Raw genomic sequence first — 25,035 nt, forward strand, 5'->3', positions numbered from 1 at the left:
AACTGATTGACCATCCATGCGCACTTCGCTTCGGTTCGCGCTGGCCCTGCTCTGGCTGGCAACAGGTATTCACGCATACGCCAACCCACTACCGCACACCGGAGATCTCCACCAACACCCCGCATGGCTGACTCTTGTACATTATCAGCCCGACCGCTTCGGTGATGGCTACACCAGCCAGGCGGACGATGACAGTTTTTTCCTCAGTAAGCAGGGCAAAACCTCGCCGGAGGCGGAACTTGACGCCACTTTGAGAGCCATTACCCAACCCGGAAGGGGCGATGACCACGCCCGTTGCCGCTTCCCGGCCAGGGACCGCTGGCTGAGACAGCAACTGGACTTGCCATCAAAGGCAGCCAACTGCCCGGCCTACGACGAATGGGCCGAAGAGCTGAATACCGAAACGGTGACGTTGGTGTTTGCGGCCTCGTACCTGAACAGTCCCTCGTCAATGTTTGGCCACACCTTCCTGCGCCTTGATCCGCCGCGGGAAGATGAGGAAACCAACCTGATCCTGGCTAATACCATTTCCTACGCTGCGGATGCCGCCGCCCACGACAGCGAGATTCTGTTCGCCTACAAGGGCATCTTTGGCGGCTATCCCGGCATCACTTCAATACAGCCCTACTACGAAAAGATCCGGCTCTACTCGGACATCGAGCATCGGGACCTCTGGGAATACCAGCTCAACCTTACCCAGCCGGAAGTGGATATGATGCTTGCCCACACCTGGGAGATCCGCGACCGCAACTTCGATTACTACTTCTTCGATGAGAACTGCGCATACCGGCTTCTGGCCCTGATTGACGTGGCCCGCCCCGGCACCAACCTGCTGGACGAAGTCAGCACCCACGCCATTCCATCGGATACCGTTCGCTGGGTTGTGGACCGGGGGCTGGTGGAGGAAGTCTATTACCGACCGTCTGCCGCAACGAACGTGACCCACAGCATCAACGCCCTGCCCGACGAACACCAGACACTGGCCGCAGCCATCGCTAACGGCTATGTGGACGCCGATGCGCCGGAAGTAAGGGTATTGGGTGATGAAGAGCGGGCACGGGTACTGGACACCACTTACGACTATGTCCGTTACCAGAGCGAGGCTGACGGCTGGCCGCGGGAACATGCAGCGCCCCTCTCCCACGATCTGCTACGGGAACGTAGCCAGATCCGCGGTGTGGCAGCCCGGAAAGGTCCGCCCGAGCCTGCCATCCGTGATGATCAGGGGCACGCCACCTTCCGCGCCAGCATCAGCGGTGGGCAACTGGGGGATCGCAACTTCAGTGAGCTGACCTTGCGCCCCGCCTATCACGATGTTCTCGACCCGCCCGCCGGATATCGCGGCGGTGCCCAGCTCCAGTTCCTGCGTCTGGATGCCCGCCTATACACTGACAACGACGAATTGCAGATCGAGCAACTCACGGGCGTGGAAATCCGCTCCCTCTCGCCCCGCAACCAGTTCTTCTCGCCACTGTCCTGGCAGGTCGGCTTTGGCGCCCGTCGCACAGACACGGAAACCGACCGTGTATTCACTCCTTACCTTGAGGGTGGCGCAGGCGGCAGCTGGCAGCTGGCCAGCGGCACCCAAGCCTTCGCCTTCGCCACCGCCGACCTGGAAATCGACGACGACCTGCGCAGGGGCTACGACGCCGCCCCGGGTGCCGACCTGGGCATATTGCACCAGAGCAACCAGTTCAGCCTGCTGGGGGGCGTGAAGACCAGAGCCTGGATCGTCAGCAGCCAGCATCGACAGGACGAGGCCTACCTGGAGGGCAACTGGCACTTCGGGCGGGAATTCAGCCTGTTCGCGAAATTCAGCCGTGAAGACCACTACGACAGGTACCGCAGCACATGGCAACTCGGACTCCACGCGTACTTCTGAAAACACTGGCCAGCATTGGTGCCGTATTCACCCTGCTGCTGCAGACAGGCTGCAGCAGTGTGTTCTTCTACCCCGATCAGGTCACCTATGTGACACCGGACCGCCTGAATCTCGAATACGACGACGTGTACCTGGACACCCCTGACGGCGAAACCCTTCACGGCTGGTGGTTGCCTGCGCAATCCGAACCGAAAGGCACAGTCTACTTCCTTCACGGCAACGCCCAGAACATCAGCAGCCACATCATGAACGTCGCCTGGCTGCCTGAGAGGCGCTATAACGTTTTCCTCATCGACTACCGGGGTTATGGCCGCTCCACTGGCGCACCGGACATAGAAGGCACCCTGCACGACGCTGAGACCGGCCTTCGCTGGCTGACAGACCAGCCCGACGTACAGGGGCAGCCCCTGTTCCTGCTGGGCCAGAGCCTCGGTGGCGCACTGGGTACCGCTCTGGCCAGCGAATGGGTCGAACGGGACGAACAACCGCCAATGGACGGCGTGATCCTTGATGGCACATTCTCCGGCTTCCGCGCCATCGCCCGCGAAAAACTCAGCGAATTCTGGCTTACCTGGCCCTTCCAGGTTCCCCTGAGCTGGACCATCACGGATGAATACGAAGCCCATGAACGAATTGCCGACATCAGTCCGGTGCCGGTGATGGTGATTCACAGTGAACGGGACGGGATTATCCCGTTTCATCATGGGGAGCGGTTGTTTGAGGAGGCGGAGGAGCCGAAGCGGTTTTTACGGACGGATACGGGGCATGGGTCGACGTTTGTGATTCCGGGGTATCAGGCAGCGGTGCTTGGGTTTATGGATGCTAATGGTGAATAGGGGGCTGGGTTGTCGGATTACGGCTTTGCCTAATCCGACCTACGGGTGAGGAGGTATTTGTTAGCGGTAACGACAGATCTGGGGAGCGCGCCGGGCAAGGCTGTTCAGGAACGTGCGGAGCCATGGATGGCGGAGCCCGAGCCCACATGGACGTGCTTGTGGCGTTTCCTGAACAGCCTTGCCCGGCGTGCTCTAGCACCAAAGTCCATAGTCTGAAAAACGAAAAAGCCCGCCAGACTCGAGAGAGCGGCGGGCTTTTTTGTCGGATTACGCCTGTGGCTAATCCGACCTACGGAAGCAAGAACCTTACAGCGCGGAGAGATCCGTGGGCTGCTCGCCTTCCTTTACTTCTTTCATGGACAGTTTTACGCGTCCACGGTTGTCAACGTCCAGCACCTTCACCAGAACTTCCTGGCCTTCGCTGAGCTCGTCGGTGACGTTCTCGATGCGACGGTCAGAGATCTGGGAGATGTGCACCAGACCATCCTTGCCAGGCAGGATGTTGACGAAAGCACCGAAATCCACAATGCGCTCAACGCGGCCGCTGTAGATCGCACCCACTTCGATTTCCGCGGTGATTTCCATGACCCGCTTCATCGCAGCATTGGCTGCATCCTGGTTGTCGGCATAGATCTTCACGTTGCCGTCATCATCCAGATCAATGGAGGCACCGGTCTCGTCACAGATAGAACGGATCACAGAACCGCCCTTACCGATAACGTCACGGATCTTCTCCGGGTTGATCTTGATGGTGGTGATGCTCGGCGCGCGGCTTGAAAGCTCTTTACGCGGCGCGGAAATCACCTTCGCCATTTCGCCCAGGATGTGCAGGCGCGCAGTGTTGGCCTGGTCGAGGGCAATTTCCATGATCTCGTCGGTAATACCCTGGATCTTGATATCCATCTGCAGCGCAGTGATACCTTCAGACGTACCCGCTACCTTGAAGTCCATATCGCCGAGGTGATCCTCGTCACCCAGGATGTCGGTCAGAACCGCGAACTTGTCGCCTTCCTTGACCAGACCCATGGCGATACCGGCAACCGGTGCCTTGATGGGCACACCCGCATCCATCAGCGCCAGGCTGGAGCCACAGACAGACGCCATGGAGCTGGAGCCGTTGGACTCGGTAATCTCGGAAACCGCACGGATGGTGTACGGGAATTCTTCCATGGAAGGCATAACCGCAGCCACACCACGCTTCGCCAGGCGGCCATGGCCGACTTCACGACGTCCCGGCGTACCGACACGACCGGCTTCGCCGACGGAGTACGGAGGGAAGTTGTAGTGGAACAGGAACGGATCCTTACGCTCACCTTCCAGGGCATCGATAATCTGCATATCACGGGCAGTGCCCAGTGTTGTGGTCACAATGGCCTGGGTTTCACCACGGGTGAACAGGGCAGAACCGTGAGTGCTGGGCAGAATGCCAACTTCCACTTCAATCGGGCGGACAGTCTTGTTGTCACGGCCGTCAATGCGTGGCTTGCCTTCGATAACCTGCTGGCGAACGATGGTTTTCTCAACCTTGGCAAAGTACTTCTTTACGTCATCCGCAGAAGGCTGACCTTCCTCTTCGCCCGCCAGCTTCTCAACCAGCGCGGTCTTGATTTCGCCCAGGCGTGCGTAGCGCTCCATCTTGTCGCGGATGCTGTAAGCTTCCTCGATGGCTGCCGCGGCTTCGGCGTTAACCGCATTGAGAAGCTCCGTGTTCTCAGGCTCCGGCTGCCACTCCCAACGAGGCTTGCCTACTTCAGCAGCAAGCTCCTTGATGGCGGTAATCGCGGTCTGCATTTCCTGGTGACCATAAAGTACGGCGCCCAGCATCTGGTCTTCGATCAGGCCCTTGGCTTCGGATTCAACCATCAGAACCGCATCTTCTGTACCGGCAACGACCATGTCCAGCAGGGAGGTTTCCAGCTCTTCGAAGGTCGGGTTCAGGAAATAGCCCCGCTCGTTGGTGTACCCAACGCGGGAGGCACCAATCGGACCGTCAAACGGAATACCGGAGATGGACAGGGCGGCAGAGGCGGCCAGCATGGCGGCAATATCCGGGTCCTGGTTCTTGCTGGAAGACATCACGGTGGTGATGACCTGGGTTTCGTTCATGAACCCCTTGGGAAACAACGGACGAATCGGGCGGTCGATCAGGCGGGATGTCAGGGTTTCTTTCTCGGACGGACGGCCTTCACGCTTGAAGAAACCACCCGGGATTTTGCCCACGGCATAGGTCTTCTCGAAGTAGTTGACGGTCAGCGGGAAGAACGGCTGACCGGGCTTGGCTTCCTTGGCAGCAACCACAGTGCCCAGTACCGAAATATCATCAACGGTAACCAGCACGGAGCCGGTAGCCTGACGGGCAATACGGCCAGTCTCGATAGTGACGGTCTTGCCGCCAAGTTCAAACGTTTTCTTTACGGGATTAAGATCCACGGTAACTCCTGAATTCATCATTTCAAATTGACTCAGACAACCCGCCCCTGCGGATTATCCGTTTTAAATGCATCAACGCCTGAACTGATGAACTGAAGAGCAACCCGTCTGAAAGCTAACAGGCTGTTGTAAAACCCCGGGCCAGGAAAGATCTCGTGGGGCCGGGCTTTTCAACAACCTGCTATCAATTTCGGCTTTCCAATACGACAGGGAGTTCCTTCAGAGTTCACTGACAGGCACGATGCAGGAGAGAAGCACAACCGGCGGAGCAAATGCCCCGCCGGCCGATAATTACTACCGGACTAGCGACGCAGGTTCAGACGCTGGATCAGCTCCAGGTAGCGGTCTGCGTTCTTGCGCTTCAGGTAATCCAGCAGTTTACGACGCTGGTTAACCATCCGGATCAGACCGCGGCGGGAATGGTGATCCTGCTTGTTGGTCTTGAAGTGATCCTGCAGCTTGTTGATGTTGTGGCTCAACAGTGCAACCTGAACTTCAGGAGAACCGGTATCGCCTTCACCCTGCTGAAAATCCTTAACGATCTGTGCTTTCTCATCGGCAGAAAGTGCCATAACTCACCTCATTGTCGCGATGCTATTGAATTCGGCCGAACCACGCATCTCTACAGCCCGGCTAATCAGCCACAACCATTGTAAAACGGTTGTCAGCTGCTCTTCACCAGACGACGAGGCACCAGTTTGGTGGCCTCCCCTTCCGGGAATCCTTCCGCCAGCCCGACGAAGCGTCCGTTGCCATAGAGGCGAACGTATCCTTCAACTGGCTGACCCGATATTCTAACTGGTTGTCCGTTCAATATCGATACCAGCGCACTGCCTTCCAGTTCCTGTTCCGGGAACATGGACAGAGCCGCGTCCGGGGCCACCAGCAGGCCATCCAGACTCTCACCCTGTTCACGCATGGCCTCCAGAGTGCTGACCGCGCAGGCGTCGGCCAGTGTGAACCCCGACGCCATGGTCCGACGCAGTGCGGTCACATGAGCCCCACAGCCAAGCACCTCGCCGATATCTTCCACCAGCGAACGGATATAGGTGCCCTTGGTGCAACTGACTGCGATGTCGATCTCGGTGTCACGCACTTCCAGTAGTTTCAGTTCGTAGATGGTGACCGGACGGGACGGGCGCTCCACTTCAATGCCTTCCCGCGCATATTCGTACAGGGGACGACCCTTGTGCTTCAGCGCGGAGTACATGGATGGAACCTGCTGGATTTCACCACGGAACTGGTCAAGGACCGGCTCCAGGGTTTCAGCGTCCAGTCCCGTTGGCACCGGCTTTTCAGCCACCACCGCACCTTCACTGTCACCGGTTTCGGTACGGACACCCAAACGCGCAGTGGCGATATAGGCCTTGTCGCTGTCCAGCATCATCTGGGAAAATTTGGTGGCCTCACCGAAACACAGCGGCAATACGCCAGTGGCCAGCGGGTCCAGAGCGCCTGTATGGCCAGCCTTGGCTGCACCAAACAGGCGTTTCACCTGCTGCAGGACGCCATTGGATGTAATATCCATGGGCTTGTCGATGACCAGGATGCCGTTTACATCACGGCCTTTGCGGCGTCGACTCAAGCGTCTCGCTCCGAATCGTCATTGGAGGCGTTGTCGTCATCCGCCTCCTCACTACGGTCGACCGCAGGCTTGTCGCCAACCGCCTCGCGAATCAGGCTGTCCATATGGCGGCTATGTCCGAGCAGCGTGTCGAAATGGAAACGCAGCTGGGGTGTCACCCGCAACTTCATGGCGCGGCCGATCTGGCCACGCAGGAAGCCGGAAGCCTTGTTCAGTACTGCCAGGGAATCCTTTACCTGAGGTGATTCCTCTGTCAGTTCCTCAGTGGTGAGCAAAGACACGTATATATCCGCGTAGCCCAGATCACGACTCACCTTGACGGCATTGACCGTGACCATGCCTACCCGCGGGTCTTTGACCTCCCGCTGGATAAGCTGGGCCAGCTCGCGCTGCATCTGATCGCCTATGCGATCAATCCGGCTGAACTCTCTTGGCATCAGGCCCCCGTAGACTCAAGCTTGCGCTCGACCCGGACGCGATCAAACACCTCGATCTGGTCACCGACTTTCACGTCGTAACCCTTAACGCCGATACCACACTCCATGCCGTTACGGACTTCCGGTACGTCATCCTTGAAGCGACGCAGGGATTCCAGCTCGCCCTCGAAGATAACCACGTTGTCCCGCAGAACACGAATAGGCTTGTTACGGTAGACCGTACCTTCGATCACCATACAACCGGCCACCTGGCCGTACTTCGGTGAACGGAATACGTCACGCACTTCGGCGATGCCTACAATATCCTCGCGGAATTCCGGCGCCAGCATGCCGGTCAGAGCTGCCTTCACATCATCAATCAGATTGTAGATGATGCTGTAGTAGCGCAGATCCAGGCCTTCCTGCTCGACCAGTCGCTTCGCGGCTGTATCTGCACGCACGTTAAAGCCGAAGATAACCGCATTGGTGGCCATAGCCAGGCTCACATCCGTCTCGGCAATACCGCCAACGCCTGAGGACACGATCTTGACCTGGACTTCTTCGTTGCCCAGATCCTTCAGCGACTTGGTAATGGCTTCCAGTGAACCACGAACATCGGTCTTGAGGACCACGTTGAGGGTCTTGACCTCGTCCTTGCCCATGTTCTCGAACAGGTTCTCGAGTTTGGCAGCCTGCTGTCTGTGCAGGCGCTGTTCCCGCTCGCGGCTCTGGCGGAACTCTGCCAATTCCTTCGCCTTCTTCTCGTCGGCTACTGCGAAGAACTCATCACCCGCATTCGGAGTACCGTTCAGGCCCAGGATTTCCACCGGGATGGAAGGCCCGGCTTCCTTGACCTGTTTACCAGCCTCGTCGGTCATGGCGCGAACCTTGCCGAAGAAACCACCGGCGACAACCATTTCGCCCTGGCGTAAGGTGCCGTTCTGGACAAGCACAGTGGCCACTGAACCACGACCGCGCTCCAGGCTGGACTCGACAACCACACCCTTGGCCGGTGCATCCGGAGACGCCTCCAACTCAAGGATTTCGGCCTGCAGCAACAACGCTTCAAGCAAATCGTCGATGCCGTCTCCGGTGTGGGCGGATACCGGAATAAACTGGACGTCACCGCCCCAGTCTTCCGGAATCACTTCCATACCGGCCAGTTCAGTCTTGATGCGGTCAGGATCGGCCCCTTCCTTGTCCATCTTGTTGATGGCGACAACGATCGGAACACCCGCTGAGCGGGCATGGTCCACCGCCTCTTTGGTTTGCGGCATCACGCCGTCATCAGCTGCCACAACCAGGATGACGATATCGGTACACTGAGCACCCCGTGCACGCATGGCCGTAAAGGCGGCGTGACCCGGAGTATCCAGGAAGGACACCATGCCGTGGTCTGTTTGCACGTGATAGGCGCCGATGTGCTGGGTGATACCACCGGACTCACCGGAAGCCACCTTGGTGCGGCGGATGTAGTCCAGCAATGAGGTCTTGCCGTGGTCAACATGACCCATCACGCTCACTACCGGTGCACGCTTGGTCTTTTCCTTGCCTTCGAAGACAAACTCGCTCAGTACCTCTTCCTCGAATGCATCTTCGCTGACGGGGTTCGGCTTGTGACCGAGTTCTTCGGTGACCAGCACGGCGGTTTCCTGATCAAGGGCCTGGTTGATGGTCGCCATTACCCCCATGCCCATCAGTTTCTTGATGACGTCGGCGGATTTAACAGCCATCCGCTGGGCAAGATCACCCACAGTGATCGTTTCGGGAATATCGACTTCTCTTACCATTGGCTTGGTCGGCCTCTCGAAAGCGTGACGCTTCTCTTTGGGTTTCTTTTTCGCACGAAGTGGCTTGCGCAGCGTGGTGTCTTCCTCTTCTTCACTAATAACAAGAGGTTCGTCAACCGGACGGTTCCGCGGGCCGCGATGCCCTGCGGACTTCTTCTTGGGCTTGCCCTCGTCCGGCTCGTCGCCGCGCTCACGAGCTTTTTCTTTCTTTTTCTTCGGCTTGCGATCCTTGCCTTCGCCTTCTTCAGGGGGCGGGATCGGCATGTCTTCCGGTGCGGGAACCGCTGACGGTTCCTGCTCGGCAGCCACCTTCGCTGCTTCTTTCTCTTTGTCGCCCTGTTTTTCTTCAGTTGCCGGCTTCTCTTCGGCTTCTGATGTTTCCGCAGGCGTTTCTGAAGCCGCCGCTTCCGGCTTCGATGTTTCTTCAGGCTGTGCCTGTTGAGCCGCTACCGCTGGCGTTTCTTCCGGTGCTGCGGCAGGCTGCTCCGCTGGAGCCTCTTCCTGCTTGGCCGCTTCCGGCTCCAGCTCGGCACGTTTGATATATGTACGGCGCTTGCGAACCTCAACATTGACCGTTTTTGCACGGCCCGCTTTCAGCGTGGTTGTTGTCTTGCGCTTGAGAGTGATTTTTTTCGGCTCGGCCTCACTCTCACCGTGATTCTTTCTCAGATAGGTCAGCAACTGTTGCTTCTCATCACTGGTGACAGAATCTTCCTCGGAGCGAGCCTTAAGGCCAGCCTCCACAATCTGTCGCAGCAAACGATCCACGGGAGCGCCTACATCTGCGGCCAGTTGTTTTACCGTTACATCAGCCATACTGGTCCTCCTCCCGATTAAGCCTGGTCTTCAAACCAGGGGGCGCGTGCAGCCATAATCAACTGGCCGGCACGCTCTTCTTCCATTCCTTCGATGTCGAGCAGATCATCAACAGACTGCTCGGCAAGATCCTCCATGGTACGGATACCCTTGCCGGCCAGCTTGAATGCCAGGCCGCGGTCCATACCGTCCATTGCCAGAAGATCTTCTGCGGGCTCCGCGCCCTCAAGTGCCTCTTCACTCGCCAGGGCCTGGTTCAACAAGGCATCCTTGGCACGGCGACGCAACTCGGTGACGGTCTCTTCGTCAAAGCCTTCAATAGCAAGCATCTCCTCCATGGGGATGTATGCCACTTCCTCGATGGACGTAAACCCTTCCTCTATGAGGACTCCTGCAAATTCCTCGTCCACATCCAGGTTGCTGGTAAAGTGTTCCAGCAAGGTGTTGTATTCCTGTTCCTGACGCTGGCCGGCTTCTTCCTCGGTCATTACGTTCAGTGTCCAGCCGGTCAGCTCCGTCGCCAGGCGAACATTCTGCCCGTTACGGCCGATAGCCTGCGCCAGATTGTCCTCGGCAACCGCCACTTCCATGGTATGACGATCTTCGTCCATCACGATGGAAGCCACTTCCGCAGGCGCCATGGCGTTTATGACCAGCTGTGCGGGGTTATCGTCCCAGAGCACGATGTCAACACGCTCGCCACCCAACTCATTGGAAACCGCCTGTACACGGGAACCCCGCATACCGACACAGGCCCCAACCGGATCGATCCGGCGATCATTGGTTTTGACTGCAATCTTGGCCCTTGAGCCGGGATCCCGGGCAGCGCCACGGATTTCAATCAATTCCTCGGCGATTTCCGGGACCTCGATGCGGAACAGTTCGATCAGCATTTGCGGATCGGTACGGCTCAGAATAAGTTGCGGGCCGCGATGATCGGTACGAATCTCCTGCAGCAGGGAGCGGACCCGGTCACCCATGCGGAATGTCTCACGTGGGATCAGGTGTTCACGGGGCAGCAGGGCTTCGGCGTTTGCACCCAGATCCACAATGACGTTATCCCGTGTCACTTTCTTTACGGTACCGGAAACCAGTTCGCCGACCCGGTCGCGATAGCTGTCGACAATCTTGGAGCGTTCTGCTTCCCGCACTTTCTGGAAGATGATCTGTTTGGCGGCCTGGGCGCCGATACGTCCGAAGGCAACAGACTCCACTTTCTCTTCGTAGATATCTCCGGGGCGCAGGTTCTCATCGATTTCCTCGGCTTCCTGCATGGTGAGCTCGGTGCCAAGAGCCGGCACAGCGTCGTTATCAACCACCAGCCAGCGGCGGAAAGTCTCATATTCGCCGGTGCGACGGTCGATGGAAACGCGGATATCCGCCTCTTCGTCGTCATACCTTTTTTTGGCAGCGGTGGCGAGTGCCAGCTCGATCGCTTCAAAGATCACATCCTTCTCGACACCTTTCTCGTTCGAGACGGATTCAACCACCAGCAAGATCTCTTTACTCATTGGATTGCCCTGCCCTTAAAAATAAACTTTGCGTCCACTGACTTATTCAAATACTGGAACGATGTTGGCTTTCTCGATGCTATCGAATGGCAGCAGGTATTCATGATCATCAACAACCACGACAACGTCTTCGCCCTCAACACCTTTAATCAGGCCCTGAAACTTGCGACGCCCCTCAAATGCCATCCGTAATTTGATCTGGACCTGATGGCCGGCGAATGCCTCATACTGCTCCAGTCGGAACAACGGCCGATCCATGCCCGGAGACGAGACCTCCAGGGTATATTCTGTCTGAATGGGGTCTTCCACATCCATCACGCCGCTCGCCTGGCGGCTGACTTTTTCACAGTCTTCAATGCCGATGCCGTTTTCGGCATCGTCAATAAAAATCCTTAACAGGGAATGGTGCCCCTGGGACCGAAATTCAATGCCCCAAAACTCGTATCCCAGACCTTCCACGATCGGCCTGAGTATTTCTTCCAGCTGCTTCAACTTGGCTGACAAGGCTATTGCGTCTCCGTTACTCGTTTTTTTCGACCCCAAAAACAAAAAAAGGGCTGTTGATCAGCCCTTTTTATGCACCAGGGCCTGATGCGCCAGGCCCCTTAATCAAAAAGCCCCTGAAAAGTGGGGCCCTTTGTTGCAAGAACTCACAGGGGATAACCACAGTAAAACACCCCCTGCTGACAGACACCTGGCCTGCCAGGAACCGGCAGGGCAAATAGTGCCCGGAGCCTGCTCCAATATCCGCCGGAGTATAGAGATGCCGGCTTTGCTGGTCAAGGACTGACCAAAAAAACGGCCTGGTAAGTCCAAGCCGTTTTTCTACTATATGGTGCCCAGGGCCGGACTCGAACCGGCACGGCTTTCGCCACTACCCCCTCAAGATAGCGTGTCTACCAGTTCCACCACCTGGGCATCACTCTTACTCGAGCTCGGGGAGTTCATTCTCATCCCCGCGCCCGGTTTCGCCTTCAGTCGCTGCTTCACTCTCAGCCTGCCCGGCGTCGGAACGGGATTCCTCAACAACAGGAATACCCGCCTCGCCTGCCACTTCGGCACGCTGCTTGGCAAATACAGCCAGCGAAAAACTTGTCACAAAAAACACAATGGCCAGCAAAGTTGTTGCCCGGGTCAGAAAACTGCTGCTGCCCTCGCTGCCAAATACTGTCTGGGAGGCTCCGCCCCCGAACGCGGCGCCGGCATTCGCACCCTTACCATGCTGGATGAGCACCAGACCCACCAGTGCCACCGCGATGACCACGTGCAGAACGACAACCAGTGTTTCTACCCAATCCATAATGTCTCTCTAATAACTTGTGCTAATGGCTTTTGCGAACCTTTAACTTTCAGGATTCGCCCGGCATGGCCCGGCAAATCCCTACAAAATCTTCTGCCTTTAACGATGCGCCACCAATCAGGCCGCCATCAATGTCCGGCTGACCAAAAAGCGCGGCAGCATTATCCGCTTTTACACTGCCGCCGTAAAGCAGCGTTATCTCTTCCGCCGGAGCTCCGAGCTCTTTCAACACCCCACGGATAGCGGCATGCATGGCCTGGGCGTCGTCAGCAGTCGCGGTTTTACCGGTCCCGATTGCCCATACCGGCTCGTAGGCAACAACAACCTGCGACCATTGACCATTACTGACATCCGCGACAGCCTTGCGGATCTGAGCGGACACAACCTCCTCGGCCTTTCCTGCCTCCCGCTCTTCCAGGGTCTCACCGACACAGATAACAGCGTCCAACCCTGAAGCCAAAGCCTTACCGACCTTGACGGCAACCTGTTCGTCGGTTTCTCCGAACAGCTGCCTGCGCTCTGAATGCCCTACAAGCGCAACACTGCAACCGGCGTCCCTGGCCATGACCGCGGATATTTCGCCGGTGTAGGCGCCTGAATCCCAGCAGGAAACATTCTGGATGCCGACAGTCAGCGCGGCGCCGGCCTGACTCAAAACATCACCGACATACAGGGCGGGAGGAATAATAACAGTCTCCACACCATTATCAAGCGATGCCAACTCTGACCGGATTTGACCAACCAGGCTATTCACAAGGTCCTTCGACCCGTTCATTTTCCAGTTTCCGGCAACGATCTTACGGCGCATAACAAACCCCTGAATCAAGGGAGGGCGAACTATACAGCAGTCTTTTACAGCAGACAACTGCTCCTGTGCACAAATCAGGCCCGGGAATTCTCCACCACAACAGCAAGTTCCTCGGCAATCTTCACAATTTCCGACTCATCCTGCCCTTCCGTCATAACCCGGATCAGAGGCTCGGTACCCGAGGCCCGCAACAGCACACGGCCACCACCACCAAGCCTGGCCTCTGCTGTTGCTACCGCCCTGACAATATCGTCACGCCCGAGGGGATCAAAACGCTTGTCGACTCGCACGTTGATCATTTTCTGTGGCAGCTTGCTCATACCCCGGCGCAGGTCCGCCAACGAACTGTCAGCGTGACTGATGGCCAGCAATACCTGCAGGGCCGAAACAATACCATCGCCGGTACTGGTGCAGTCACGAATCACCATGTGACCAGACCCTTCACCACCCAGCAGCCAGCCTTTTTCGATCAGGCGCTCCATCACGTACCGGTCGCCCACCTTGGCTCGCTCGAACTCGATGCCCTGCTCCATGAGAGCCAGCTCAACCCCGAGATTGGTCATCAATGTCCCGACCACGCCCCCCTTAAGGGTACCGGCAGCATGGCGCTGGGAGGCAATCACGTACAGCAGCTCATCGCCATCCACTTCAGAACCGTCACGATCCACCATCAACACCCGATCGCCATCGCCATCAAAGGCAATTCCCAGGTCTGCCTGTTTTTCCAGTACTGCCTGTCGCAGCGTACCCAGGTGCGTGGACCCCACATTGAGGTTGATGTTCAGTCCATCGGGATCTGCGCCAACCACGGAAATTGTCGCACCCAGCTCACGGAACACCTTGGGAGCAACGTGATAGGTGGCGCCATGGGCGCAATCCAGCACTATGTGCAAACCCTCAAGAGAGAATTCGTTGGGCACTGTACTTTTGCAGAATTCCACATAACGGCCAGGAGCGTCATCCACCCTGAACGCTTTACCCAGTTCCTTGGCTCCACAGACTTCAATCGGCCGGTCCAGCCAACGTTCGATCTCGGCTTCCAGGGCATCATCAAGCTTGGTGCCGTCAGGCGAGAAAAACTTGATGCCATTATCCTGATGCGGGTTATGAGAAGCGCTGATCACAATGCCCGCAGAGGCGCGGAACGTGCGGGTCAGGTAGGCGATAGCCGGTGTGGGCATGGGGCCCAGCAGCTTTACGTCCACTCCGGCTGCTGACAGACCTGATTCCAGGGCAGACTCGAACATGTAACCCGACAGGCGCGTATCCTTTCCGATCAGCACACTGTTACGCTGGCCGTCCCGCTTGAATGCCTGCCCAGCCGCCCAGCCCAGGTGCAACATGAATTCAGGCGTAATGGGGTACTCACCTACCCGCCCCCGGATACCGTCCGTGCCGAAGTATTTTCTGTCACTCATCGTCCAGCTTCCTCCATTGCCGCTACCACTTTGACGGCATCGACTGTTTCCCTGACATCATGAACGCGAATAATGGATGCGCCCTTCATGGCCGATATTGTCGCGGCAGCGAGGCTCGCGGGCAAGCGCTCACTGACGTCGCGGCCGGTGATATGACCCAGCATGCTCTTGCGGGATATGCCAACCAGCACTGGATGTCCCAGCAACTGCAGCTGCTCCAGCGAGACCAGCAACTGTAAATTATGCTGCAAAGACTTACCAAAACCAAAACCGGGATCCAGAATGATGTTATCCGACCGCACTCCGGCCTTCTCGATGATCCGCATCCTCTCGGTAAGGAAGGAGCTGACTTCCCGCCTCACATTGCGATAACGAGGGTCGTCCTGCATTGAATCCGGCTCACCCTGGATATGCATCACACAGACAGGAATATCAGCCCTGGCAGCCATTTCCGCAGCGCCATCTCTCTGCAGCGCCCGGACGTCATTAATCATGCCGGCACCCAGCTTTGCCACCTCACCCATAACGGCCGGTGAACTGGTATCAACCGACACGATCACATCAAGTTCACGGGCAATGGCCTCCACCACCGGGCAGACCCGATCGAGCTCCTCCTCGACTGGCACAGGTGTCGCGCCGGGCCGTGTAGACTCACCGCCCACATCGATAAAAACCGCACCGTCCTCCGCCATTTCACGGGCCCTGGCCAGCGCCGCATCAACCTGGTTAAAACGACCGCCGTCGGAAAATGAGTCAGGCGTTACGTTAAGTATTCCCATAACGTGACAGCCAGACATATCCAGAATTCGGCCCGCGAAGTTCATTTGCATAAGCGACCTTCAGTGCAACCTGCAAAAACAAACGCCGCCCCGGACGGGGCGGCGTATCTGGGTTAGTGATCTCTGACGCGGTGTTACACCCGGTCAGTGCTCACCGGCCGGGCGACCAACGCCTGGCTGACGTCCATCGTCGGAGCCTTTCGGAGCAGGCGCCTGCTCCGGCTCATCAGCGGCAACGCCTCCCGAAGGCCCATTATCGCCCCAGCCTTTTGGCGGGCGAGGCTCACGGCCTTCCATGATGTCATCGATCTGAAAGCGATCAATGGTTTCGTACTTCATCAGGGCCTCAGCCATCAGGTCGAGCTTTTCGCGATTATCAATCAGCAGCTGGCGCGCCGTTTCATAGCAGCTATCGATAATGTTGCGAACCTCCTCGTCAATCCGCTGTGCCGTTTCCGGAGAATACACTGTCTGCGCCTGACCGGCAGAGCGACCCAGGAACGGCTCTTCACTGTCAGTATCGTACTGCAGCGGGCCAAGCTTTTCAGACAGACCCCAGCGGGTAACCATGTTGCGAGCCAGGGTCGTTGCCCGCTCGATGTCGTTGGAAGCACCGGTCGTGACGCCGTCAAAACCAAGGGTCAACTCTTCGGCGATACGGCCACCGAACAGACTGCAGATAGAGCTGATCAGGAAGCGCTTGCTGTGGCTGTACTTGTCTTCCTCAGGGAGGAACATGGTGACGCCCAATGCCCTGCCGCGGGGAATGATACTCACCTTGTAGACCGGGTCGTGCTCGGGCACCAGCCGCCCGACAATGGCGTGGCCGGATTCGTGATAGGCGGTATTGCGCTTCTCTTTCTCGCTCATGACCATGGATTTGCGCTCTGCGCCCATCATGATCTTGTCTTTGGCAAGCTCGAATTCTTCCATGGAAACCAGGCGCTGGTTGCGGCGGGCGGCAAAAAGAGCAGCCTCATTCACCAGGTTGGCCAGATCAGCACCCGAGAATCCGGGCGTACCACGGGCAATCAGCTGTGGCTCCACGCCATCGGCCAGTGGAACCTTCTTCATGTGCACTTTCAGAATCTGCTCACGGCCGATAATGTCCGGCAGACCGACCACAACCTGGCGGTCAAAACGGCCCGGGCGCAGCAGCGCAGGGTCCAGCACGTCTGGCCGGTTGGTGGCGGCGATCACGATAACGCCTTCGTTACCCTCAAAGCCGTCCATCTCAACGAGCAGCGCGTTCAGGGTCTGCTCGCGCTCGTCGTGACCACCACCCATACCGGCGCCACGATGGCGACCGACCGCATCGATCTCGTCGATGAAGATGATGCAGGGGCTCTGCTTCTTGGCTTGCTCGAACATGTCACGGACACGGGACGCGCCCACACCCACGAACATTTCCACAAAGTCCGAGCCGGAGATGGAGAAGAAGGGAACCTTGGCTTCGCCGGCAATCGCCTTGGCAAGCAGGGTTTTACCAGTACCTGGCTGGCCCACCATCAATACGCCCTTGGGAATGCTGCCGCCAAGACGCTGGAATTTGCTGGGATCCCGCAGGAAATCCACCAGCTCCTTGACGTCTTCCTTGGCCTCATCCACACCGGCGACATCGCCAAAGGTGGTCTTGATCTGATCCTCGCTCATCAGCTTGGCCTTGCTCTTGCCAAAGGACATGGGCCCTTTGCCGCCGCCACCGCCCTGCATCTGTCGCATGAAGAACACGAACAGGGCGATAATTATGAGAATCGGGAAGGCAGCCACCAGCAGTTGGGTCCAGAGGCTTTGGCGCTCGGGCTCCTTGCCAATGACTTCGACTTGGTTGGCCAGCAGATCGTCCATCAGCTTCTGATCAGCCAGCTGGGGCCGGATAGTCTGGAACTGGGAACCGTCACCACGGACACCCTGAACCTCCAGACCGTCAATGGTTACCTGACGGACCTGTCCGTCCTGCACCATTTCCACAAACTGCGAATAATTTACCTGTTGGCCGGTGGTGGTGGGAGTAAAATTCTGAAACACCATCAGCAGTACGGCGGCTATAATCAGCCAGAGAACCAGATTTTTTGCCATATCGTTCAAGGATCATCACCTGTGAATTGAAGGATCGCCCCGTCAGGAGAAAGCCTTTTCTGACACCTTACACCAATTGTACGCCCGTCCACCAGATTCGGCCTATCCGTATCGACCACCGCAGGGAATTCCATTCCCATGGCCTTTGCGATCTGGGGCTGCGTCAACCCTTAAATCCCTTACACACCTGGTAGATCTCCCTTGATCGCGCCCGGGAGGAGTCAGGCTTCCTGCTGACAACGGTGCCAAAACTTTTACGCATCTCGGCCAGCAGGGCATCAAATCCTTCTCCCTGAAAGACCTTGGCGACGAACACTCCACCTGGTTTCAATACCTGCTGCGCCATATCCAGCGCCAGCTCCACCAGGCCCATAGCGTTGGGAATATCCACCGCCGCCATACCACTCATATTGGGTGCCATATCTGAAATTACAACATCAGCCCGTCGGCTACCCATTAATTTCAGCAATTCATCCAGCACCGACTGCTCGGTAAAATCCCCCTGAACAAATTCAACGCCTGCAAGCGGATTCATTTCGAGGATGTCGCTGGCAATCACTACGCCCTTGTCGCCAACCCGCTCTACCGCCACCTGGGACCATCCGCCGGGGGCGGCTCCCAGATCAACAACAACCTGCCCCGGACGGAACAGCCGGTCTTTTTCGTCAAGCTCAATCAGCTTGTAGCTTGCACGGGACCGATATCCGTCTTCCTGGGACTTTTTGACCCAGACATCGTCAAAATGTTCCTTGAGCCAGCGATCACTGGTTTTTGAACGGGCCAAAACCTACCTCCACAAAAACAATTCACCCCAGGGCCGGGTACGTGGTAACTGCCATTTCACCGGCCCGGCGATCTGTTACAATCCTGCGATTATACGTAATCGTCGGCCCTTTCGCCGCTGACGTTTTGTTAATCGCATCCATAAAGAGATTACATAATGAGTCTTTCGCCAGAACAGCGCCGGGAGTACCGGGGCATAGCCCACAACCTGAAGCCAGTGATCATTGTTGGCGACAAGGGCCTGACAGAAGGGCTCCAGGAAGAGCTGGAACGCGCCCTGAATGACCACGAGCTGATCAAGATCAAGGTAGCCAGCCAGGACCGCGAGGCCCGCCAGGAAGCGGTTGCCGCCCTGTGTGAAGCCTCTGGGGCCGAGCTGGTGCAAACCATTGGCAAGATTGCCGTTATCATGCGCCGGGCGAAAAAGCCCAACCCCAAGCTCTCCAACCTGCTCCGCCAAAAACACTGAGCCGGTCTCGGCCTACCGACGCGAAAACCAAAAAGCCGGCGGGATCTCCCAGCCGGCTTTTTTGTGGCTCCCGAAGCAGGTCGCGCCTCAGATGTGCTCTACCTGCTCGATTTCATATTCAACAGTGCCGGATGGCACCCGGATTGCCACCACATCCCCCTCGCTCTTGCCCACCAGTGCCCGGGCAATCGGAGAAGATATAGACAACTTGCCGGCTTTGATGTCGGCCTCGTCCTCACCAACAATCTGATAGATCACCTGCTCGTCGGTATCCACGTTAAGCAGATGTACCGTGGTACCGAAAATCACTTTACCGGTGTTTTCAATTGTATGGACGTCAATCACCTGAGCCGCGGACAGCTTGCCCTCAATTTCCTGGATGCGGCCCTCGATAAAGCTCTGCTGCTCGCGGGCGGCATGATACTCCGCATTCTCTTTCAGATCCCCGTGCTCACGGGCGTCGGAAATAGCAGCGATCACCCGGGGACGGTCCTCGGACTTGAGTTTTTTAAGCTCCTCGCGGAGGCGGATTTCACCCGCCTTTGTCATGGGTACTCTGTCAGCCATAGCCTTACTTTCCTGCGTGTAGATCCTGAAGACGGCGTACAGTGCGTTCGGGGCCGAACATAATCGCCCTGCAGAACGCTTCACCACCCGCCAGGGTCGTTGTATAGGTTACCTTGGACTGCAAGGCAGACTGGCGTATCTGCGCCGAGTCGGAAATGGCCTTGCGCCCTTCGGTGGTATTGATAATCAGCTGCACCTGGCCATTCTTGATGGCATCCACAATGTGCGGGCGTCCTTCCCGAACCTTGTTGACCCGGTCAACAGTGATGCCTGCATCTTTCAGTGCCTTGGCAGTCCCCGTGGTGGCAATAACCTTGAAACCGGCATCCACAAGATCCTGAGCCACCTTGGCCGCACCAGGCTTGTCAACGTCACGGACCGACATGAATGCTGTTCCCTTCACCGGCAAACGCTCACCAGAGGCCAGAGCAGCCTTGGCAAATGCCTCATCGAAGCTGTCGCCAATGCCCATCACCTCACCGGTGGATTTCATCTCCGGCCCCAGGATGGGATCCACCGCCGGGAACTTGTTGAACGGGAACACCGACTCCTTGACAGAATAATACGTCGGCACAATTTCCTGGGTAAAACCCTGTTCTGCCAGAGTTTTTCCGGCCATTACCCGTGCCGCAACCTTGGCCAGGGAAACCCCGATAGCCTTGGAAACGAATGGCACCGTCCGGGAAGCCCGGGGATTCACCTCGATAACGTAAATCCGACCATCCTGCCATGCCAGCTGAACATTCATCAGCCCGATCACGTCCAGTTCGATCGCCATCTTGCGCACAGCTTCGCGCATTTCGTCCTGCACGTCTTTCGGCAACGTGTACGGCGGCAGCGAGCACGCGGAGTCACCGGAGTGCACGCCGGCCTGCTCAATGTGCTGCATGATACCACCAATCACCACATCCTTGCCGTCACAGATGGCATCGATATCCACCTCAATGGCAGCATTCAGGAAGTGGTCCAGCAATACCGGGCTGTCGTTGGAGACGAGCACCGCATTGCGCATGTAACGAACCAGCTCTTCTTCGTCGTAGACAATCTCCATGGCCCGACCACCCAGTACGTAGGAAGGCCGAACCACCAGCGGATAGCCAATCTCCCGCGCCGCCAGGATACCTTCCTCGTGACTGCGGACAGTGGCGTTCTCTGGCTGGATCAGTCCCAGGCGGCCGATCATCTGCTGGAAGCGCTCCCGGTCTTCGGCGCGGTCGATGGCATCCGGGCTGGTACCAATGATGGGCACACCGGCCGCCTCCAGGCCCCGGGCCAGTTTCAGCGGAGTCTGGCCGCCATACTGGACAATCACGCCCCTGGGCTTCTCGACGTTAATGATCTCCAGCACGTCTTCCAGAGTAATCGGCTCGAAGTAGAGACGATCCGAGGTGTCGTAATCAGTCGACACGGTTTCCGGGTTACAGTTGATCATGATGGTTTCATAGCCGTCATCGCGCATCGCAAGGGCGGCATGAACGCAGCAGTAATCGAACTCGATACCCTGGCCAATGCGGTTGGGGCCACCGCCGATGACCACAATCTTCTCGCGGTCAGAGGCATCCGCCTCGCACTCTTCCTCATAGGACGAGTACATGTACGCGGTAGAGGAGGCAAACTCCGCCGCACAGGTATCCACCCGCTTGTAAACCGGACGGATATTCATATCGTGGCGCAGCTTGCGCATACTGACTTCGGAGATGCCCAGCAGCTTCGCCAGACGTGCATCGGAGAAGCCTTTCCGCTTGAGACGGAACAGGGTATCGCGGTCGATATCCGCCTTGCCGGTAGATTTGAGTGCATTCTCTTCGCGGATCAGGTCCTCGATCTGCACCAGGTACCAGGGGTCCACGTGGGTATTACGGAATACGTCGTCGACCGTCATACCGGCACGGAAGGCGTCACCGATATACCACAGGCGCTCAGCGCCAGGCACGTTCAGCTCCTGGGTCAGGGTTTCCTGGCCATCAGTGGTGCTCAGGTCCACCTTTTCTTCAAAGCCGTCTGAACCCACTTCCAGGCCGCGCATGGCTTTCTGCAGGGATTCCTGGAAGGTACGGCCGATGGCCATTACCTCACCCACGGATTTCATCTGGGTGGTCAGCCGGGCATCCGCCTGGGGGAACTTCTCGAAGGTAAAACGCGGGATCTTGGTGACGACGTAATCGATACTGGGCTCGAACGAGGCCGGGGTTACACCACCGGTAATTTCGTTGCGCAGCTCATCGAGGGTATAGCCCACTGCCAGCTTGGCCGCGACCTTGGCGATGGGGAAGCCGGTAGCCTTGGAGGCCAGGGCCGAGGAACGGGATACCCGGGGATTCATTTCGATAACCACCACACGGCCGGTATCCGGATTGACACCAAACTGTACGTTGGAGCCGCCGGTTTCCACACCGATTTCACGCAGCACCGCCAGGGAGGCGTTGCGCATGATCTGGTATTCCTTGTCCGTCAGGGTCTGGGCCGGCGCGACAGTGATGGAGTCACCGGTGTGCACGCCCATGGCGTCGAAGTTCTCGATGGCACAGACGATGATGCAGTTGTCGTTCTTGTCGCGGACAACTTCCATCTCGTACTCTTTCCAGCCGATCAGGGACTCGTCGATCAGCAGCTCGTTGGTCGGCGACAGGTCCAGACCACGGGTGCAGATTTCCTCGAATTCGTCGCGGTTGTAGGCAATGCCCCCACCGGAGCCGCCCATGGTAAACGAAGGACGGATAATACAGGGGAAGCCAATGTCATCGGCAACTTCCCAGGCCTCAGCCATGGAATGGGCAATGGTGGCACGCGGACACTCAAGACCGATCGATTTCATGGCCTTGTCAAAACGGTCACGGTCCTCAGCCTTGTCGATGGTATCGGCATTGGCGCCGATCATTTCCACGCCGTGCTTTTCCAGGATACCGTGCTTTTCCAGATCCAGGGCACAGTTCAGCGCGGTCTGGCCACCCATGGTTGGCAGCAGCGCATCCGGCTTCTCTTTCTCGATGATCTTTTCAACGGTCTTCCAGGTAATGGGCTCGATGTAGGTGGCATCGGCCATCACCGGATCGGTCATGATGGTTGCCGGGTTGGAGTTAACCAGGATAACCCGGTACCCCTCTTCCCGCAGGGCCTTGCAGGCCTGGGCTCCGGAATAGTCAAACTCACACGCCTGCCCGATCACGATGGGGCCAGCGCCGAGGATCAATATGCTTTTAATGTCGGTACGCTTTGGCATCAACGTGCCTCCATCAGGCGAATAAATTCATCAAACAGCGGCGCCACGTCATGGGGGCCCGGGCTGGCTTCCGGATGTCCCTGAAAACTGAAAGCGGGCTTGTCAGTACGGCGAATGCCCTGCAGGGAATCGTCAAACAGGGATTTATGGGTGGCCTCCAGGTTATCCGGCAGGCTGGTTTCATCCACCGCAAACCCGTGGTTCTGACTGGTGATCATCACGGTACCGTCTTTCAGGTTCTGCACCGGATGGTTGGCGCCGTGGTGACCGTGGCCCATCTTGATCGACTTTGCGCCGCTGGCCAGAGCCAGCAACTGGTGGCCGAGGCAGATGCCGAACACCGGAATTTCGGTTTCCAGCACTTCGCGGATGGCCTTGATGGCGTAGTCACAAGGCTCGGGATCACCGGGACCATTGGACAGGAATATACCGTCCGGATTCATTGCCAGCACTTCTGAGGCGGGTGTCTGCGCGGGAACTACGGTGATATCGCAGCCGCGGCCGGCCAGCATGCGCAGGATGTTGAGCTTTACGCCGTAGTCCCAGGCAACCACCTTGAACTTCGATTCCGTACGCTCACCATAGCCACTGTCGATGCTCCACTCGCTCTGGCTCCAGGTCCAGGTTTTTTCTGCGGTGACTTCCTTTGCCAGGTCCATACCCTTGAGGCCGGGGAAGGCGTTGGCCAGCTCCAGCGCCCGTTCTGCGGTGGCATCCGCACCAGCAACCACGGCGCCATTCTGGGAACCCTTGTCCCTCAGGATGCGGGTGAGACGGCGAGTATCGATATCGGCAATGCCGACAATGTTGTTGGTCTTCAGGTAATCCTGCAGCGAACCGGTGCTGCGCCAGTTGCTTACAAGCAGCGGCAGGTCACGGATGATCAGGCCGGCAGCCTGGACGCGATCAGATTCGATGTCTTCTTCGTTTACACCGGTGTTGCCGATGTGCGGGTATGTAAGGGTGACAATCTGGCGGGAGTAGGACGGGTCGGTCAGGATTTCCTGGTAACCGGTCATGGCGGTGTTGAACACCACTTCCCCACTGGTTTCCCCTTCAGCGCCAATGGCGGTGCCGTAAAACAGGCTTCCGTCTGCGAGTGCAAGGATGGCTGGTGTACTCAAGGCTTGTATCCTCATCGAGTGGCGTACAGGTTCGTCACGAACAGGAACGCAAGCGCAAATTCAGGTCGCAAAAAAGCGAGAGGGAGTTGAACTCCGTCCCGCTTTTTCTATAGAGCGTTGTCAAAGCTACGCTTGGTGCAGTTAAACCGCGTCATTGTAAGAAATATGAGGCTTTGTGTCCATGCTCATTTGGGTTTGACGCTACACCGGCCGATGGCTGGGTGCCCCCTCCGGGAAACGCTACGAGCACATCCATGTGCGCTTGACTTCGGCCATCCGTGGCCGAAGACATTCCCGGAGGGGGCACCCAGCCACCAGCCTCAGAATTATCCTGAAACCCATGTAGGTCGGATTAGAGGCGCCAGCCTCGTAATCCGACAAACCAACTCAAACCAAACCCCCTACTTCAACCCCAAAACATCCTGCATGTCATACAACCCCGCAGGCTTGCCATCCAACCACAACGCCGCTCGCATCGCCCCTTTGGCAAACGTCATCCGACTACTCGCCTTATGGGTAATCTCGATACGCTCACCTTCAGTGGCAAACATAACCGTATGATCACCAACCACATCCCCTGCACGGATGGTTTCAAACCCGATTTCCTTACGAGTACGTTCGCCGGTAAAGCCTTCACGACCATAGACGGCACACTCTTTGAGATCGCGGCCAAGAGCATCGGCCACTACCTCGCCCATACGCAGGGCGGTACCGGAGGGAGCGTCTTTCTTGTGGCGGTGATGGGCCTCGATAATTTCGACGTCGTAGTCATCACCCAAGGCTGCAGCCGCAGTGCGCAGCAGGTTGAGGGTAACGTTGACACCCACGCTCATGTTAGGGGCGAAGACCACTGGGGTACGTTCGGCCGCCAGAGCCAGCTGCTCTTTTTCGGCGTCAGTGAGGCCGGTGGTGCCGATAACGATCATCTTGCCATTGGCTTTGCAGAACTCCGCATTTTCCAGGGTCAGGTCCGGAAAAGTGAAATCGACAAGTACGTCGAAACTGTCTTTCACCTCCGCCAGGCTGCCGGCCATTCTTATGCCGGTTTTGCCGATGCCGGTCATTTCTCCGGCATCGGCGCCAATCAGGCTGCTACCCGGCTCGACAATGGCGGCTCCGAGCTCAAGGCCTTCCGTACCGTCAACAGCTTCGATCAGCACCTTGCCCATGCGCCCTGCTGCGCCGATGATCGCTACCCTTATGTCGCCCATGTCAGCTGTCC

General features: G+C 57.6%; 20 protein-coding genes and 1 tRNA gene. 3 read left to right on the forward strand and 18 right to left on the reverse strand.

Annotated features, from left to right (window positions below; translation table 11 throughout):
- The first annotated feature begins 16 nt into the window (after positions 1-16).
- Positions 17-1,882 carry an Lnb N-terminal periplasmic domain-containing protein gene (locus QPM17_RS10770; RefSeq protein ID WP_285390719.1) on the forward strand — a complete coding sequence of 622 codons (1,866 nt, stop codon included), beginning with the start codon at positions 17-19 and terminating at the stop codon, positions 1,880-1,882.
- Positions 1,852-2,718 carry an alpha/beta hydrolase gene (locus QPM17_RS10775; protein ID WP_285390720.1) on the forward strand — a complete coding sequence of 289 codons (867 nt, stop codon included), beginning with the start codon at positions 1,852-1,854 and terminating at the stop codon, positions 2,716-2,718. Before QPM17_RS10770 ends, QPM17_RS10775 begins: the two co-directional genes overlap by 31 nt.
- Before the next feature lie 306 nt (positions 2,719-3,024).
- Here the strand turns inward: QPM17_RS10775 and pnp are convergent, their stop codons facing one another.
- The 14 genes from pnp to rlmE form a co-directional block, all read right to left on the reverse strand.
- Entirely contained in the window at positions 3,025-5,148 is a 2,124-nt protein-coding gene (gene pnp, locus QPM17_RS10780; RefSeq protein WP_422732753.1) for a polyribonucleotide nucleotidyltransferase, read from the reverse strand.
- Between the two features lie 302 nt (positions 5,149-5,450).
- Complete coding sequence (rpsO, locus tag QPM17_RS10785) at positions 5,451-5,720, reverse strand: 30S ribosomal protein S15 (protein WP_285390721.1); 270 nt, start codon at positions 5,718-5,720, stop codon at positions 5,451-5,453.
- A gap of 92 nt (positions 5,721-5,812) precedes the next feature.
- Positions 5,813-6,733 carry a tRNA pseudouridine(55) synthase TruB gene (truB, locus tag QPM17_RS10790; protein WP_285390723.1) on the reverse strand — a complete coding sequence of 307 codons (921 nt, stop codon included), beginning with the start codon at positions 6,731-6,733 and terminating at the stop codon, positions 5,813-5,815.
- Positions 6,730-7,170 carry a 30S ribosome-binding factor RbfA gene (gene rbfA, locus QPM17_RS10795; RefSeq protein ID WP_285390725.1) on the reverse strand — a complete coding sequence of 147 codons (441 nt, stop codon included), beginning with the start codon at positions 7,168-7,170 and terminating at the stop codon, positions 6,730-6,732. The genes truB and rbfA overlap by 4 nt, the downstream gene beginning before the upstream one ends.
- Complete coding sequence (gene infB, locus QPM17_RS10800) at positions 7,170-9,755, reverse strand: translation initiation factor IF-2 (RefSeq protein WP_285390727.1); 2,586 nt, start codon at positions 9,753-9,755, stop codon at positions 7,170-7,172. Before infB ends, rbfA begins: the two co-directional genes overlap by 1 nt.
- A 17-nt stretch (positions 9,756-9,772) precedes the next feature.
- Positions 9,773-11,266, reverse strand: coding sequence for a transcription termination factor NusA (gene nusA / locus QPM17_RS10805; protein WP_285390728.1), 1,494 nt, complete (start codon positions 11,264-11,266; stop codon positions 9,773-9,775).
- 42 nt (positions 11,267-11,308) lie between these two features.
- Positions 11,309-11,770 carry a ribosome maturation factor RimP gene (rimP, locus tag QPM17_RS10810; protein ID WP_285390729.1) on the reverse strand — a complete coding sequence of 154 codons (462 nt, stop codon included), beginning with the start codon at positions 11,768-11,770 and terminating at the stop codon, positions 11,309-11,311.
- 329 nt (positions 11,771-12,099) lie between these two features.
- Positions 12,100-12,184: transfer RNA gene (locus QPM17_RS10815), tRNA-Leu, on the reverse strand.
- Positions 12,185-12,191: 7 nt separating this feature from the next.
- On the reverse strand, positions 12,192-12,566 hold the full coding sequence (secG, locus tag QPM17_RS10820) for a preprotein translocase subunit SecG (RefSeq protein WP_285390730.1): 375 nt from the start codon (positions 12,564-12,566) through the stop codon (positions 12,192-12,194).
- A gap of 49 nt (positions 12,567-12,615) precedes the next feature.
- On the reverse strand, positions 12,616-13,374 hold the full coding sequence (gene tpiA, locus QPM17_RS10825; RefSeq protein ID WP_285390731.1) for a triose-phosphate isomerase: 759 nt from the start codon (positions 13,372-13,374) through the stop codon (positions 12,616-12,618).
- A 74-nt stretch (positions 13,375-13,448) separates the two neighbouring features.
- The gene (gene glmM / locus QPM17_RS10830) at positions 13,449-14,792 is read right to left on the reverse strand and encodes a phosphoglucosamine mutase (protein WP_285390732.1); all 1,344 of its coding nucleotides are present in this window, start codon (positions 14,790-14,792) and stop codon (positions 13,449-13,451) included.
- Positions 14,789-15,622, reverse strand: coding sequence for a dihydropteroate synthase (gene folP / locus QPM17_RS10835; protein ID WP_285390734.1), 834 nt, complete (start codon positions 15,620-15,622; stop codon positions 14,789-14,791). Before folP ends, glmM begins: the two co-directional genes overlap by 4 nt.
- 93 nt (positions 15,623-15,715) lie before the next feature.
- Complete coding sequence (gene ftsH, locus QPM17_RS10840) at positions 15,716-17,659, reverse strand: ATP-dependent zinc metalloprotease FtsH (protein WP_285390735.1); 1,944 nt, start codon at positions 17,657-17,659, stop codon at positions 15,716-15,718.
- A 154-nt stretch (positions 17,660-17,813) separates the two neighbouring features.
- Entirely contained in the window at positions 17,814-18,434 is a 621-nt protein-coding gene (gene rlmE / locus QPM17_RS10845) for a 23S rRNA (uridine(2552)-2'-O)-methyltransferase RlmE (protein ID WP_285390736.1), read from the reverse strand.
- A gap of 156 nt (positions 18,435-18,590) precedes the next feature.
- Between rlmE and yhbY the strand changes: the two genes are divergently transcribed.
- Positions 18,591-18,902, forward strand: coding sequence for a ribosome assembly RNA-binding protein YhbY (gene yhbY, locus QPM17_RS10850; RefSeq protein ID WP_137437277.1), 312 nt, complete (start codon positions 18,591-18,593; stop codon positions 18,900-18,902).
- Positions 18,903-18,989: 87 nt separating this feature from the next.
- Here yhbY and greA read toward each other — a convergent pair whose 3' ends face one another.
- The 4 genes from greA to dapB all read right to left on the reverse strand — a co-directional run bounded on the left by greA (position 18,990) and on the right by dapB (position 25,015).
- On the reverse strand, positions 18,990-19,469 hold the full coding sequence (greA, locus tag QPM17_RS10855) for a transcription elongation factor GreA (RefSeq protein WP_285390737.1): 480 nt from the start codon (positions 19,467-19,469) through the stop codon (positions 18,990-18,992).
- A gap of 4 nt (positions 19,470-19,473) precedes the next feature.
- Complete coding sequence (gene carB, locus QPM17_RS10860; RefSeq protein ID WP_285390738.1) at positions 19,474-22,689, reverse strand: carbamoyl-phosphate synthase large subunit; 3,216 nt, start codon at positions 22,687-22,689, stop codon at positions 19,474-19,476.
- Complete coding sequence (carA, locus tag QPM17_RS10865) at positions 22,689-23,813, reverse strand: glutamine-hydrolyzing carbamoyl-phosphate synthase small subunit (RefSeq protein WP_285390739.1); 1,125 nt, start codon at positions 23,811-23,813, stop codon at positions 22,689-22,691. The genes carB and carA overlap by 1 nt, the downstream gene beginning before the upstream one ends.
- Before the next feature lie 401 nt (positions 23,814-24,214).
- On the reverse strand, positions 24,215-25,015 hold the full coding sequence (gene dapB, locus QPM17_RS10870) for a 4-hydroxy-tetrahydrodipicolinate reductase (protein WP_285390763.1): 801 nt from the start codon (positions 25,013-25,015) through the stop codon (positions 24,215-24,217).
- Positions 25,016-25,035 lie beyond the last annotated feature (20 nt).

Source organism: Marinobacter azerbaijanicus, from assembly GCF_030250645.1.
Classification (GTDB): Bacteria; Pseudomonadota; Gammaproteobacteria; order Pseudomonadales; family Oleiphilaceae; genus Marinobacter; species Marinobacter azerbaijanicus.

Bases quoted from the DNA above. Each gene is read 5' to 3' on its own strand.
- QPM17_RS10770 (WP_285390719.1), top strand. From the start codon at position 17: ATGCGCACTTCGCTTCGGTTCGCGCTGGCCCTGCTCTGGCTGGCAACA.
- QPM17_RS10775 (WP_285390720.1), top strand. From the start codon at position 1,852: ATGGCAACTCGGACTCCACGCGTACTTCTGAAAACACTGGCCAGCATT.
- rpsO (WP_285390721.1), bottom strand. From the start codon at position 5,720: ATGGCACTTTCTGCCGATGAGAAAGCACAGATCGTTAAGGATTTTCAG.
- rbfA (WP_285390725.1), bottom strand. From the start codon at position 7,170: ATGCCAAGAGAGTTCAGCCGGATTGATCGCATAGGCGATCAGATGCAG.
- infB (WP_285390727.1), bottom strand. From the start codon at position 9,755: ATGGCTGATGTAACGGTAAAACAACTGGCCGCAGATGTAGGCGCTCCC.
- nusA (WP_285390728.1), bottom strand. From the start codon at position 11,266: ATGAGTAAAGAGATCTTGCTGGTGGTTGAATCCGTCTCGAACGAGAAA.
- secG (WP_285390730.1), bottom strand. From the start codon at position 12,566: ATGGATTGGGTAGAAACACTGGTTGTCGTTCTGCACGTGGTCATCGCG.
- tpiA (WP_285390731.1), bottom strand. From the start codon at position 13,374: ATGCGCCGTAAGATCGTTGCCGGAAACTGGAAAATGAACGGGTCGAAG.
- glmM (WP_285390732.1), bottom strand. From the start codon at position 14,792: ATGAGTGACAGAAAATACTTCGGCACGGACGGTATCCGGGGGCGGGTA.
- folP (WP_285390734.1), bottom strand. From the start codon at position 15,622: ATGCAAATGAACTTCGCGGGCCGAATTCTGGATATGTCTGGCTGTCAC.
- yhbY (WP_137437277.1), top strand. From the start codon at position 18,591: ATGAGTCTTTCGCCAGAACAGCGCCGGGAGTACCGGGGCATAGCCCAC.
- greA (WP_285390737.1), bottom strand. From the start codon at position 19,469: ATGGCTGACAGAGTACCCATGACAAAGGCGGGTGAAATCCGCCTCCGC.
- carB (WP_285390738.1), bottom strand. From the start codon at position 22,689: ATGCCAAAGCGTACCGACATTAAAAGCATATTGATCCTCGGCGCTGGC.